This window comes from Leucobacter sp. Ag1 (assembly GCF_000980875.1).
Taxonomy (GTDB): Bacteria; Actinomycetota; Actinomycetes; order Actinomycetales; family Microbacteriaceae; genus Leucobacter; species Leucobacter iarius.
Genome location: NZ_LAYO01000075.1, coordinates 21,628 through 34,642, shown reverse-complemented (window position 1 = coordinate 34,642; position 13,015 = coordinate 21,628). Strand labels below are relative to the sequence as shown.

At 68.4% G+C, this 13,015-nt stretch carries 11 protein-coding genes; 5 read left to right on the top strand and 6 right to left on the bottom strand.

The window, feature by feature from the left end; translation table 11 throughout:
• Positions 1-32: 32 nt before the first annotated feature.
• Positions 33-551 carry a DUF3223 domain-containing protein gene (locus XM48_RS03965; RefSeq protein ID WP_046454495.1) on the bottom strand — a complete coding sequence of 173 codons (519 nt, stop codon included), beginning with the start codon at positions 549-551 and terminating at the stop codon, positions 33-35.
• A 105-nt stretch (positions 552-656) separates the two neighbouring features.
• On the opposite strand from XM48_RS03965, the gene XM48_RS17790 reads away from it, so the two are divergent.
• A complete protein-coding gene (locus XM48_RS17790) occupies positions 657-824 on the top strand; it encodes a hypothetical protein (protein WP_156174920.1) in 168 nt (55 codons plus the stop codon).
• Positions 821-3,334: an AAA family ATPase gene (locus tag XM48_RS03960; RefSeq protein WP_046454494.1), complete on the top strand. Its 2,514-nt coding sequence runs from the start codon at positions 821-823 to the stop codon at positions 3,332-3,334. The genes XM48_RS17790 and XM48_RS03960 overlap by 4 nt, the downstream gene beginning before the upstream one ends.
• An 813-nt stretch (positions 3,335-4,147) precedes the next feature.
• On the opposite strand, the gene XM48_RS03955 is transcribed toward XM48_RS03960, so the two are convergent.
• Complete coding sequence (locus tag XM48_RS03955) at positions 4,148-5,917, bottom strand: ABC-F family ATP-binding cassette domain-containing protein (RefSeq protein ID WP_084820969.1); 1,770 nt, start codon at positions 5,915-5,917, stop codon at positions 4,148-4,150.
• Between the two features lie 297 nt (positions 5,918-6,214).
• Between XM48_RS03955 and XM48_RS03950 the strand changes: the two genes are divergently transcribed.
• The 3 genes from XM48_RS03950 (at position 6,215) to XM48_RS03940 (ending at position 7,953) form a co-directional block, all read left to right on the top strand.
• Positions 6,215-6,685 (top strand): DUF4440 domain-containing protein, encoded by a 471-nt coding sequence (locus XM48_RS03950; protein ID WP_046454493.1) that lies wholly within the window; start codon positions 6,215-6,217, stop codon positions 6,683-6,685.
• Positions 6,686-6,689: 4 nt separating this feature from the next.
• Positions 6,690-7,490, top strand: a complete 801-nt coding sequence (locus XM48_RS03945) for an alpha/beta fold hydrolase (protein WP_046454492.1) — start codon at positions 6,690-6,692, stop codon at positions 7,488-7,490.
• 76 nt (positions 7,491-7,566) lie between these two features.
• Entirely contained in the window at positions 7,567-7,953 is a 387-nt protein-coding gene (locus XM48_RS03940; protein ID WP_046454498.1) for a DUF1304 domain-containing protein, read from the top strand.
• A 139-nt stretch (positions 7,954-8,092) separates the two neighbouring features.
• Here XM48_RS03940 and XM48_RS03935 read toward each other — a convergent pair whose 3' ends face one another.
• From XM48_RS03935 to mgtA, 4 genes are all read right to left on the bottom strand, one after another.
• Complete coding sequence (locus XM48_RS03935; protein ID WP_046454491.1) at positions 8,093-8,677, bottom strand: peroxiredoxin; 585 nt, start codon at positions 8,675-8,677, stop codon at positions 8,093-8,095.
• A 73-nt stretch (positions 8,678-8,750) separates the two neighbouring features.
• A complete protein-coding gene (locus tag XM48_RS03930; protein WP_046454490.1) occupies positions 8,751-9,305 on the bottom strand; it encodes an HdeD family acid-resistance protein in 555 nt (184 codons plus the stop codon).
• An 88-nt stretch (positions 9,306-9,393) separates the two neighbouring features.
• Positions 9,394-10,101 carry an MgtC/SapB family protein gene (locus XM48_RS03925; protein WP_046454489.1) on the bottom strand — a complete coding sequence of 236 codons (708 nt, stop codon included), beginning with the start codon at positions 10,099-10,101 and terminating at the stop codon, positions 9,394-9,396.
• Positions 10,102-10,113: 12 nt separating this feature from the next.
• Positions 10,114-12,921, bottom strand: a complete 2,808-nt coding sequence (mgtA, locus tag XM48_RS03920; RefSeq protein WP_084820965.1) for a magnesium-translocating P-type ATPase — start codon at positions 12,919-12,921, stop codon at positions 10,114-10,116.
• Positions 12,922-13,015: the final 94 nt, after the last annotated feature.

The following is a 13,015-nucleotide window of genomic DNA, read 5'->3' as shown; positions in this document are numbered from 1 at the left end:
TCCACGATCCCGCAGGCGCTCATGACCAACGTCTACGAGGGCCTCGTGCGCGTCGACCAGTCGGGCAAGGTCGTCCCCCTTCTCGCGAAGGAGTGGAAGATCAGCGAGGAGGTGCGGGCGCATTGGACTGGGCCGTGGGCGAAAGCCTGCTCTCTGAAAGAGAGACGGTCTTCGTTGATCACAGCGCGTAATGCATCTTTGACATCCGATTGGAGTCCTTCTTGGTTGATCGCACTGGTGTAACTCCAGTCATCCTCCGAGCCATCGATACGGCGGATCCAGATCCCGCGTGCGTCGCGACGCACATACTGGATATGGCCTCCACCTAACGCCGTGCGCCTAATGAAGAACTCTTTGATGCCGGCCCCGATTTTTTCGGCCGCATCATCGTCACGGTCCAGAAGATCGTGGAGCACCGCAACATGAAGAGGATCAGTGATGACCTCTTCGAGGTCGTAGTGATCCTTGATCTCGTCCCGAACCCAATCCTTGGCCGCTTTGCGGGTCGGGAACGTCATGCTGGGCAAAATAACTGGCTTCGCGACACCCATGTCTCGGCCTCCTCACGTATCCATCCAGGATACTTCCCATCCGTGGTGTGATGCAGGGACTTGAGCCCCATGGTTACAGGCCGACAGAACAGTAGAATCGGCAGCATGTCCGACCTGTTGCCCAACGCTGAGCCTCTGGCTGAGATGCTCCAAGGCGTTACCGAGCCAAAACACGATGCTCGTGCCATCGTTGCGGCAGCCAGCGCAGCATCATCGGTCGACGAGCTCGATACGGCCATCAGCATGCTCATCGAAACCTGGCGCACGTCATGACGCAGGCCAGGATCGTATCGCTGGAAGTGCGAGGATTTCGAGCATTCGGCACAGACATCGCGCGCTTCGAACTCGATGCGCCCGTAACTGTCGTCCACGGCGCGAACAGCCAGGGCAAGACCAGCCTCGCGGAAGCGATCGAGTTCCTGATATCCGGCCGCAGCAGCCGCAGAGACCTCCTCGGCGGCGCCAAAGCAGAGTACAACGACAGCCTCCGCAACGCTCACCTCACCGGAGGTGAGCAGGTCTACGTTGAGGCCGTCGTCAGGGTCGCAGATGGCTCCCTTCACACTGCACGCAGAAACCTCACCGGCGATTTTGGCCGCGGCGCAGAGTGCGACAGCACAGTTCTGATCGATGGCGACGAAGCGGAGGACCTGTCCAGCATCGGGCTCTCGCTGGCGGACCCACCCGTGAGCGCGCCGGTCCTCCTGCAACACATACTTCGCCACGCCCTTTCCACCGAACCGAAGCAAAGAGTCGCCTACTTCAAGTCTCTTCTCTCGCTCAGCGATCTCGACCTTCTCAGAGAGCGAGTCGCCGAGGGCCGGAAACGCTTGGAGCAAGAACCGGACGGACACTGGCTCCAACAGATCGCAACCCTTCCCGAAGAACTTGTCGACCTTCAGAATCGGCTCAGCTCTATCGCACGGACAGCGGAATCACCCAGCGATCTCGACGCCATCATCAGCGATGCTTTGCGAGATGCAGCCGAGATCGTCACCGGCGATTCGTACGCGTCACTCGCTGACGCCAAGGTAGCCCTTGAATCGCGGGTGAGCGCGAAGAGCGAAGCCGTTTTTCCTATCGCTGGGTTGCGCGCGCAGCCGATATCGACCCTCGACCTTGTCGCACCCGATACACGACAGTACGCCGAGGTCCTCTCGGCAGTCGACGTGGAGGTCGCGCGGCTCCAGCCCATCCTGGCAGCTGTGCTCCAGGTCGATGAGTTCGCCGCCGTCACCGCGCCAGTGGACTGTCCTGTGTGCGCCACCCCAGAAGCTCTAACGCCCGCCCGCATCGAAGTGTTGCGAGCAGAACTGGCTAGCGCCAAGAATCTCGATCAGATCGCAGCCGAGACGCTCGCCGCCATCGACCGTGCCCAGGATGCTCTTACGGTTGTCACCCGCTACATCACGACCGGGGTACCGCAAGCTGCGGACGCACCCGAGTCTGAGATCTCGCCTCTAGCAACCAAACTTGACTCGTGGGGACTCGACGCGGATCTTGTTCGTGACAGCTACGCGAGCGCCAGAAGCATTGCAGCTGACATACGCTCACTCACGCCAGATACACAGGCTGCCAGCGAAGCGCTGATTGCGCTCAGATCTGCCGTCCAGCGACGGCAACCGCTACCAAAAGTAGCTCCTGACTTCGCTGACCTCGACAGCAAGCTCCACTCGCTCCGACAGAAGCATCAGGCGTACGCCGTCACAATCAGTGCTCTCGAGCAAGCGGTCGCTCCCGTGATCACGCAACGAGCAGAGATCACCGACCAGCGCCAACTACTGCGGCTCTTCGACGCGGTCACCGGGCTGGGTGAGGACCTCACCCGCGCGGCGCAACGAGATAGAGCACTAACACGGGTGAGATCGGCAGAGAAAGAACTGCAGAAAGCTTCTGTAGCGTTACTGGACGCTCGCTTCACCGAGATGAGCGAGACCATCAAGGCCTGGTGGCTGACGATCCGGCCAGAAGAACTCGTCGACTTCCATGGAGTGAAATCCAAAGCCAGTGGCAACCGTTTCGTCAACCTCATCGCCGCCCTGCACACCGAAGCAGGCACAACCCCAGTCGAACGAGACGCGCTCGGGGTGTACAGCGATTCCCAACTGAACGCACTGGGACTTTCAATCTTCCTGGCACGAGCCGAGCTATTGGGCTCACCCATTATCGTCCTCGACGATCCCATCCCAGGCAGCGACCCCGATCACCGACTCACATTCGTCCAGAACACCCTCACGAAGCTCCTTGACGCCGGAGTCCAAGTCATACTCACGACTTACGACGGGAAGCTCGCGAACTGGAGCAAGAGTTACCACGACCATCGTGGACTTATGTCCTATGAGCTCAACCTTGCAAGCCCTAAAGCAGGCACCGTGCCCACACAGACTTCGGACGTGTTCAGCCAGCTCATGCTCGACGCGGAAGACAATCTCAACGCTCCGACCGCTCGGGGCAGAAGAGCAGCGTGTGGCAGCTACCGTTCTGCCGCGGAACGGCTTGCGAAGCAGATTATCGCCACCGCACGCACCGAATCAGGCACACCCTGTTCTGTAGCGGACGTCGAGACGGAAGCAAGCGTCCTCGGGCAACTCGTGCCGCTTGTTCGCGGCTTCGCGCTGAGCAACGATGAGAAGGGAAAGTGGAACACGTTTTCAACCGTGTTGAACCCTGGCAATCATGACGACGATGTTCCTTCCACAACAGAACTCAAGGTCATGCGTGGGAACCTCCGTGCGATCGCGAAGTCGCACCGTGCCCACTGGGCGAACGGTCTGGTGGCGTAAGCCTCCACCGCCCGACATGACCCGCGAGGGTCGCAGTTGCTGACTATGAATATCAAAGCGACCGCGGTACGGACGATGGACGCATCTCCACTCCAGCGCGCACAATCTTGGACCGCACTGTTCCCGGGCTACACCCGAAACGCTCTCCGAGATGAACGAGAGACTCACCATTCTCGTAACGACGTGCAGCATCTTTGATTTCCGCTTCCGTCATCCTCCGAGGCGGAGCCGCGACGCCTGCCTCATACAGGATCTTCCGGACCGACGCTTTCGTGACCCGCAGGCTGCTAGCGATGTCCTTGACATACGTCCCGGCGTGAAATAACCGAATGGCTTCGGCTCGGTCCGTGTCCGTAATCTTCCGCCGCGTGATCGATGTACAAATCTGTCCCCGTGTGTCGACAGGCCCTGAATCGCTGGATCGCTGGATCTTTCCGTTCCTGACACCAGATGCGGCCCGGGCAAGGCGCTGAGTGGAGCCATCGTGTTTGACCGTCTTCGCGTCCTTTCCATCCAACGCTTCAAGTTCAAACACTCGCCGCTAACTGCTTCACTGTTTCTCGTGCAGAGGGGCCTTTGACGAGTACAATGTCCGCTGTGTCACGCCTCGCTTCGACGAGTGCAACAGTCGGTTCGGTGCGAGTGGCACGCAGGTGGCATGAACGGCCTGCGGAGACGCAGAAACGGCAAGATCTTGTGCTTCCCGACGAGAACTGGGACTTCTGATCCCGACCCGCTGAGGCGCTTCGCGCTCACCGAAGCGCAGGGAGGGCCCGGATCCGCACACGCGGATCCGGGCCCTCCGCGTTTCCGCTACGCGTCGAGCGCGGTCGCGTCACCGCTCGACACTCGCACCCGCGAGGATCCGCCCGCGCGCTCGATCCACCGGCGGTCGTGGGTGACGGTCACGACCGCGCCCGGGTAGGCGTCGAGCGCGTCCTCGAGCTGCTCGACGAGTTCGGGGGCGAGGTGGTTCGTCGGCTCGTCGAGCAGGATCAGCTCGCTCGGGGTCGCCAGCGTGATCGCGAGGTCGAGGCGGCGGCGCTGCCCCACCGAGAGCTCGCGCACCGCGCGGTCGAATTCCGCCTCGGACAGCAGCCCGAACGCGCCGAGCCGCGCGGCGGCATCCTCCCGGTGCAGCCCGACCGCCCGGGCGAAGCATTCGACGACCGACTGCGACGGAGCCGGGGCGACGTCCTGCCGGAGCCATGCGACGCGGAGCCCCTCGGCGCGCGCGAGCGTGCCCGCATCCGGTGCGAGATCCCCGGCGAGCACGCGCAGCAGCGTCGTCTTCCCGGCGCCGTTCGGGCCGGTCACGAGCCAGCGGTCGCCCCTGCGGATCGCCCAGTCGTCCACCCGCAGGGCGGCACCGGTCGTGCGCCGGATCCCGCCCAGCGTCAGCAGCTCCTCCGCGCCGAGACGGGGGTCGCTCGTCGGATCCTCTGCGCGCTCCTCCGCGGTCCGCGCGAAGCCTGGATCGAAGCGCAGCGGCTCGGGCGGCGGCGCGACGGGTTCGGCGCGCAGTCGGGCGACGCGCTCCTTGGCCATGCGGATCCGACCCATGGCGCCGTGGTCGCGGCTCCGCGCCCGGAAGGCGCCGTGGCCGAACCCGTCGAGCTCGAGCTTGCGCGGGATCGCCGCGAGGCGTGAGGCGTTCGCGGCGACGAGCGCCTCGCTGCGGGCGAGCTCCGATCGCCACTCCTCGTGCCGCTCGGCCTGGCGGCGACGCTCGGTGGCGCGCGCTGCGAGGTACCCGGCGTAGCCGTTGCCGGAGCGGCTCAGGCCACCGCTGCGGACCTGGATGATGTCCTCGGCGAAGCGATCCAGGAACGTTCGGTCGTGGGTCGCGACCACCATCGCACCGCGGTGCGCGGCGAGCCGGCCTTCGAGCCAGGCGAGCGCCTGGTCGTCGAGGTCGTTCGTGGGCTCGTCGAGCAGCAGCAGCTCGGCCCGCGAGGCGAGCGCCGCCGCGAGGGCGAGGCGCGCGCGTTCGCCGCCCGAGAGCGACGCGACCGGCCTGCTGCGGTCGAGCCGCCCGAGGCCGAGCTGCTGGAGCCCGGCGTCGACCCGCAGATCGACGTCGTGGCCATCACGGGCCTCGAAGCGATCGATCAGTTCGCCGAGCCGGTCGAGCAGCGCAGACTGCGTGTCCGGGCCGACCGCCGCGAGGCGATCCGACACGTGCTGGATCTCGGCCTCGACCGCCCGCAGGTCGGCGAGCAGCAGATCGATCGCCTGCGCGACCGTGGACCCGGCGGGGAAGCGGGGATCCTGCGCGGCGTGCGCGACGCCACCGGGGAGGACGACTCGGGCCTCGCCGGCGACCGGGAGGACAGCGCCCGAGAGCAGCCCGAGCAGGGTGGACTTGCCGGCGCCGTTGTCGCCGACCAGGGCGATCCTGGCGGTCGGGCCGACGACGAGATCGACCCGGTCGAGCACGACCCGATCCGCGAAGCGGACCGTCGCGGATCGGAGCTCGCAGACCCGGTGGCTGCGCGCGGCGCGTGCGCCGGCGGGGTCGGTGCGGCCAGCGGGGCTGGTGGATCGGGCCGGGGACGGGGAATGAACGGGGGACGGGAACATGGGGACTCCTCTGCGCGCGACGGACGGGTCGCGCGGGGAAGCGCATCGCAGATGCGGGATCGGATCCGGACCTCGGGCGCCGGGGAACGGCGCGCGCTCAGGACCCGCTGCGGAGCAGGGCTCGACGCAGCGTCCAGATCTAGCGAATCAGAGTGCCCACGACGGGGACTCTAACAGGGTGCGTCGCAGAGCGGAACCCCCGCCCCGCGTCGGTCGCTCGGCCGGCGCTCACTACGATGGATCGGGGCCGCGCGCTGCTCGGCGGCCGAACACCCGACGTGAGGACCCGCAGTGCCGATGGAGCCCCTGACCGATTCCGCCGCCGAAGTGCTGGCGCTCGTCGAGACGATGTACGCGGGGTATCTGCGCCGCGACACGTCCGCGATCGACGCGCTGCTGTCGCCCGCGCTGACCATGTTCGACTCGTCGGAGGACGCGCTCGTGCACGGCATGGACGAGCTGCAGGCGCTGCGCGCCCGACGCGGATCCGGCTCGGACGCGCCGGCCGATTCGGCCGTTCCCGCTGCGCCGGCCGCGAACCCGGTCACCGAGACGGCGCTCGTCGTCGAGTCGATCGAGGCCCGCCCGGTCGGGGGCACGATCGTCGCGACGTGGTGGCTGCGCGTCGACGCGGAGGACGCGGACGGTCGCCCGGTCTCGCCCGAGCGCTCGCGCAACACGGCGGTGCTCACCCGCGGCGCGGACGGCGCGCTCACCATCGCGCACATCCACGAGGATGTGCGCGAGCCGCTCGGCGCGGCAGAATAGACGGATGCCCAATCTGCAGTTCCCTGAGGTGCCCGAACCCCTGTACGTGATGTCGCAGGAGGGCTACCGCATCGCGACCTATGTCTGGGGCGACGATGAGGCGCCGACCGTGATCGCGGTGCACGGTTTCGCGTCGAGCTGCAAGGACACGTGGGTCGACACCGGCTGGGTGGGGAGCCTGCTGCAGGCCGGGTTCCGGGTGCTCGGCGTCGACCAGCGCGGGCACGGCCGCAGCGAGAAGCCGACCGATCCGCGCGACTACACGATGCCGCTGCTCGTCAGCGACATCGAGACGGTGCTCGACACCTACATGGTCGACCCGGTGCTGTACCTCGGGTACTCGCTCGGCGCGCGGGTGGGGTGGCACGTCTGCGCCGACCTCGAGCATCGCATCGAACGGGCCGTGCTCGGCGGGATACCCGACGGTCGCCCGCTCGGCCGTCTGGACCTCGACCAGGCCCGCACCTACATCGCGTTCGGCACCCCGGTCACCGACCAGGCGACGCAGAACTACGTGCGGCTCGCGGAGCGGGTGCCCGAGAACAGCCTCCCGGCGCTCATCGCCCTCGCCGGCGGCATGCGCTTCGGCGAGGAGGAGCTCGACCTCGGCAACGCCCCGATCCAGCCCGTGCTCGTCGCGACGGGCACCCTCGACGCGATCTTCGAGGACTCGAAGCAGCTCGCCGCGCGGCTGCCGAACGGCACCTTCGCCGAGATCGACAAGCGCCACCACTTCAACGCTCCCGGAGCGCGCCAGTTCCGCGAGCTCGGCATCGAGTTCCTGCGGCGCGGCCTCGACGACTGATCGTCGGCCGCGGCGGGAGTAGTCTCGCTGCAGGACCGGACCCGGACCCGGGTGCGGACGTCGAGGAGGCCTCATGCTGGTGATCGTCGGACTCGTGCTCGCTGCCGTCGCGGCGCTGCTGCACGTCTACATCTTCGCGCTCGAATCGGTGCTCTGGACGAAGCCGGCAGCGCTGAAGACCTTCGGCACGACGCCCGAGGAAGCCGAGGCGACGAAGGAGCTCGCCTTCAACCAGGGCTTCTACAACCTGTTCCTCGCGGTCGTCACGGCCATCGGCATCGTGCTCGTCGCCCCGGTGGGCGCGGTCGGCCACGCGCTGGTGTTCGCTGGCGTCGGATCGATGCTCGCCGCAGCGCTCGTGCTGTTCGTGTCGTCGCCCGGGAAGCGCGCGGCCGCGATCAAGCAAGGCACGATCCCGCTGCTCGCGGTCGTCGTCCTCGCGATCGGGCTCCTCGCGGGCTGATCCCAGGGCCCCCGGGACCCCCGGGATCCGGCATCGAGAGGACCCGATTCCACCGGGTGGGGCTCCCCGGAGGTGGAATCCGGTCCTCTCGATGCGCCGGTTGCGCACGATGCGCTCGATGCGCCCGGCCTCCCCGCACCTACGCCAGCGGGTGCTCCCGCAGCCAGCCCAGCACCTGCTGCGCGTGCTCGTTCGGCGGGAACACGGGATAGAAGACGTGCTCGATGCGTCCATCGCGCACGATGAGCGTGAGCCGCGAGTAGAGGCGCGGGTGCGGCGGCGCTGCGAACGTCGGCAGATCGAGCGCCTCGCCGAGGTCGAACTCGGGATCGGAGAGCATGGGGAACGGCAGGCGCAGCCGCTCGGCGGCCTCCCGCTGGTAGCCGGGATCCTGGCTCGACAGCCCGAACACCCGAGCCGCGCCCGCCTCGACGAGCTCGGCGTGATGGTCGCGGAAGTCGCACGCCTCGGTCGAGCAGCCGCGCGCGCCGGGGATCTCGTCCCAGCCGTCGGGCAGCGCGACGCCGGGGCGACCGGTCATCGGGTACAGGTAGATCACCGTGCGGCCGGGGCCGAGATCCTGCAGCGCGACCGTCTCGCACGAGCTCGTGTGGAGGGCGAGCGGCGGCAGGGCCGCGCCCACGAGGTGCGCCGCGGCGCCGTCGTCCTCGGGCACGGGCAGCCCCTCGGGGAGGCCGGTGAAATCGGTGAGCGGGTCGGTCATCGTCGACATCCTTCGCTGCGGGCGGGGAGCGGGCGGATCAGGTGGATCGGGCCGATCAGGTGGATCGGAGCGGTCAGCGGGTGCCGGTGGCGAGCAGCCTGCGCAGCGCGGTCGCCGAGAGGATCAGCGAGATTCCGATGAACAGGGTGAAGATGCCGGCGATCACGGCGACGAACTTCAGTGCGAAATCGGGCCAGACGAGCGTGACGACTCCGGCGAGGATCGCGAGGATGGCCGGCATGAGCACGAGCCCGCTGCGGCCGCCGGCCCGGATCGCGAGGATCAGCCAGAACGCGCCGACGAACAGCACCGAGACGCCGACGAAGGTGACGAGGGCCGTCACCGTGAAGTCGGAGAAGACCATCGCGAGCACGCCGCCCGCGACGAGCACGATCCCCGCCGCGACGGCGCCGCCCGAAGGGCGCCGCACGAGGATCGCGAGGCCGTTCGCGATGAGCGCCGAGCCGAGCACGACCACGAGGAACCAGCTGGCCGCGATGAACGGCCAGAACAGCAGGCCGACGCCGGCCGCGGTCACGAGGATGCCCACGACGAGCAGGATCCACCAGGGGAATCGACGCGTCTCGGCGCGCGGTCCCGTGCTCTCCGGTACCACTTCCCAGGTCATAGCGGGCCTCCCTGCTCGTTCTGCTGCCGAGCCTAGCGGCGGAGCCTGAACCGCGGCCCGCAGTTCGCGGGCCGCGGAACGGTCGGGATCAGTCCTCCCCGCGCAGCTCGGTCGCGTGCCACCGCACCGAGGTGACCTCGGCGATCGGGACGACGTCGGCGATGGCCTCCTCGAGGAAGCCGTCGTTGCGCTCCAGCGCGGTCATGCGCGCGGTGAGCTCCACCTGCCCGTCGCTCAGGTCGCTGGCTTCGAGCGAGTGCACGGTGAACTCGGGCCGCTGCAGCGCCCGCACCACCGCGGAGCGCACCGACACCTCGGCCGCGGCGACCGAGCGCACGACGAACACGTACTCCGTCGCGACCGATTCGAGGGCGCGCTCGCCGCGGCGGTCGAGCAGGCGGCCGAGCGGGCGCAGCAGCGTGTTCGAGAGCATGATCGCGGCGGTGCCGCCGACGGCGACGAGCAGGAGCCCGCCGCCGGCGAGGGCGCCCACCGCGGCCGACGCCCAGAGCGTGGCTGCGGTGTTCAGCCCCGACACGGAGGCACCCTGCTTCATGATCACGCCGGCACCGAGGAAGCCGATGCCGGAGACGATCTGGGCGGCCACCCGCGTGGGGTCGGCCCCGGCCCCGTCGAAGCTGAACGCCCCCATGATCACGAAGAGCGCGGCCCCGAGGCTGACGAGCGCGTTGGTGCGCACGCCCGCGGTGCGGGATCGGAGCTGGCGTTCCAGCCCGATCGCCGCACCGAGGCCGAGGCCCACCGAGATCCGCAGTGCGAGATCGACGGGATCCATGCGCGGCTCCGCTCAGATCCAGACGCCGAAGCGGCGCACGAAGCGGCGCTTCGCGAACTCCACCACGAGGCAGTAGGCGACGAGGGTGCCGACGAGCCAGGGGAAGTAGGTCCAGGGCAGCGGCACGAGCCCGAGCGTCGCCCCGAACCCGGTGAAGGGCAGCACGAGCCCGAACACGCAGACGGCGAACGTCGCGATGAGCAGCGCGGTGCCGGGGCGCGAGCCGGGAGCACCGCCGGTGCGTCGTCCGAAGAGCCCGGCGAACGGCAGCCGCCGGGTGCGCAGCAGGTGCACGATCAGGGTCTGCGAGATGATCGACTCGATGAACCAGCCGGACTGGAACAGCGCGGCGTGCGCGGGGCTGTTCGCCGCGAAGACGAACCACATGAGCGCGTAGGTCGTGAGGTCGAAGATCGACGACAGCGGTCCGATGCGGATCATGAACTTCGCGAGGCTGTCGGCCTCCCACACGCGGGGCTTGCGCACCTGCTCGCGGTCGACGCGATCCCACGCGAGCGTGAGCATCGACAGGTCGTAGGCGAGGTTCTGGATCAGCGCGACGATCGGGATCATTGGCAGGAACGGCAGCATCGCGCTCGCGACGAGCACCGAGAACACGTTGCCGAAGTTCGACGACGCGGTCATCTTGAGGTACTTCATCGTGTTCACGAAGGTGCGGCGGCCCTCGATCACCCCGTCCTCGAGCACCGTGAGGTCCTTCTCGAGCAGGATGATGTCGGCCGACTCCTTCGCGATGTCCACCGCGGTGTCGACCGAGATGCCGACGTCGGCGGTGCGCAGCGCCGGGGCGTCGTTGATGCCGTCGCCCAGGTAGCCGACCGTGTGGCCGTGCTCGCGCATGGCCTCGATGATGCGCGCCTTCTGCGCCGGGTTCGCCTTCGCGAACACGTGGGTGCGCTCGGCCAGCTCGCCGAGCTCCTCGAGTGTGAGGTCCTCGGTCTCCTCGCCGAGCACGACGTGCGTCGCGTCGATGCCGACCTCGCGGCACACGGTCGCGGCGACCAGCGGGTTGTCGCCCGTGATCACCTTGACGTCGATGCCGTGCGCGGCGAGGCTGCGCAGCGCGGGCTTCGCCGAGCTCTTCGGCGGATCGAGGAACGTGAGGAGCCCCACGAGCGTCATCTCGCGCTCGTCCGTCACGGCGTACTCGAAGATGTCGCCCTGCGCCTCGGTGACGGGCACCTCGCGGATCGCGACGCCGAGCACGCGCATGCCGAGCGCGTTCTGCTCGGCGACGAGCGCGTCGATCTCGGCGCGCCGCTCATCGCTCAGCGGGCGCCGCTCGCCCTGCACGAGCTCCCACTCGGCGATCCGCAGGATCTCCTCGACCGCGCCCTTCGTGACCACGGTGTGCAGGTCCCGGTCGGCCACGACCACCGACATGCGTCGGCGGGCGAAGTCGAACGGCATCTCGTCGATCAGCTGGAACCGGCCGACCGAGCGGTCGAGGTCGTCGCCGGCGGCGCGCAGGATCGCCTCGTCGAGCAGATTGCGCAGGCCCGTCTGGAAGTGCGCGTTCACCGTCGCCCAGCCGAGCGTGCGGTCGCTCGAGCGCCCGGCGGTGTCGAGGTGCCGCTCGAGCACGATCCGATCCTCGGTGAGCGTGCCCGTCTTGTCGGTCGCGAGTACGTCCATCGCGCCGAGATCCTGGATCGCGGGGAGCCGCTTCACGATGACGCGGTGCTTCGCCATGAGCTGCGCGCCCTTCGCGAGGTTGGCGGTGACGACCAGCGGCAGCATCTCGGGGGTGAGACCTACCGCCGTGACGACGGCGAACAGGAACGCGCTGCCCCAGTCCTTCGTGAGCCCGTTGATGATGAACACGGCGGGCACCACGACCGCCATGAAGCGGATCAGGGTCCAGGTGACCTTCGAGATGCCGCGGTCGAAGGCGGTCTGCGGACGCGCGCCCTGGATCGAGGCCGCGAGGCCGCCGAACGCGGTGCGGTCGCCGGTCTGCAGCACGAGCGCGGTGCCGGATCCCGACACGACCGAGGTGCCCATGAAGCCGAGGTTCTCGGCCTGCAGGGGATCGCTCGGATCAGGAGCCGCCTCCGCGCGCTTCTCGACGGGCAGCGCTTCGCCCGTGAGCATCGCCTGGTTCACCTGCAGGTCCTTCGTGCGGATCAGCCGCACGTCGGCGGGCAGCATGTCGCCGGCCGCGAGCTCGACGATGTCGCCGGGCACGATCTGCTCGATGGGGCGCTCGCCCGTGACGGGAACACCGCCCACGAGCCGGGTGACGGCGGCCGTGGTGCTGACGAGCGCGGCGAGCTTGTCGGCGGAGCGGCCCGAGCGGTACTCCTGCCAGAAGCGCAGGCCCGAGCTGACGAGCACCATGATGCCGATCGTCACCACGCCCGTGAAGTCGGGGCCCTCCGTCGGGTCGGCGAGCACGACGTCCGTGACGAACATGATCGAGGCGAGCCCGATGAGGATCAGGATGAAGGGGTTGGTGAGGGTCTTGAGGTACTGCAGGATCGGCGGCAGGCGCCGCGAGTGCCGCACCTCGTTCGGGCCGAAGCGGTCGAGCCGTTCGGCGACCTCGTCGGGCGTGAGCCCGTGGCGGTCGGCGTCGACGAGCCGCAGCGCGGCCTTCGGCGTCGCGGTCATGGCCTGCGCGAGCAGGCGGGTGTCGACCTGGGCGTCGGCGGCGCGGCCGCGACGCGCGGTGCGGCGGGGCTTCCCGGGCCGGGCCGGGGCCGCGGGGCGCACGTCGGTGCGGGTGGTGCCGGCCTCCTGGCCGGGGCTGATGATGGGGGTCTGATCCGTGGGAGTCGGATCGATGCGGAAGGTCATGATGTGCGGTCCTTTGCACGCGGACGCGGCTCATCGCGGGCACGCCGAAGCGCGGCATGCCCGGGGGCAGCGTCGGAACGAGAGGGGAACGAGG

Bases quoted from the DNA above. Each gene is read 5' to 3' on its own strand.
- XM48_RS03965 (WP_046454495.1), bottom strand. From the start codon at position 551: ATGGGTGTCGCGAAGCCAGTTATTTTGCCCAGCATGACGTTCCCGACC.
- XM48_RS17790 (WP_156174920.1), top strand. From the start codon at position 657: ATGTCCGACCTGTTGCCCAACGCTGAGCCTCTGGCTGAGATGCTCCAA.
- XM48_RS03960 (WP_046454494.1), top strand. From the start codon at position 821: ATGACGCAGGCCAGGATCGTATCGCTGGAAGTGCGAGGATTTCGAGCA.
- XM48_RS03955 (WP_084820969.1), bottom strand. From the start codon at position 5,917: ATGTTCCCGTCCCCCGTTCATTCCCCGTCCCCGGCCCGATCCACCAGC.
- XM48_RS03950 (WP_046454493.1), top strand. From the start codon at position 6,215: ATGGAGCCCCTGACCGATTCCGCCGCCGAAGTGCTGGCGCTCGTCGAG.
- XM48_RS03945 (WP_046454492.1), top strand. From the start codon at position 6,690: ATGCCCAATCTGCAGTTCCCTGAGGTGCCCGAACCCCTGTACGTGATG.
- XM48_RS03935 (WP_046454491.1), bottom strand. From the start codon at position 8,677: ATGACCGACCCGCTCACCGATTTCACCGGCCTCCCCGAGGGGCTGCCC.
- XM48_RS03930 (WP_046454490.1), bottom strand. From the start codon at position 9,305: ATGACCTGGGAAGTGGTACCGGAGAGCACGGGACCGCGCGCCGAGACG.
- XM48_RS03925 (WP_046454489.1), bottom strand. From the start codon at position 10,101: ATGGATCCCGTCGATCTCGCACTGCGGATCTCGGTGGGCCTCGGCCTC.
- mgtA (WP_084820965.1), bottom strand. From the start codon at position 12,921: ATGACCTTCCGCATCGATCCGACTCCCACGGATCAGACCCCCATCATC.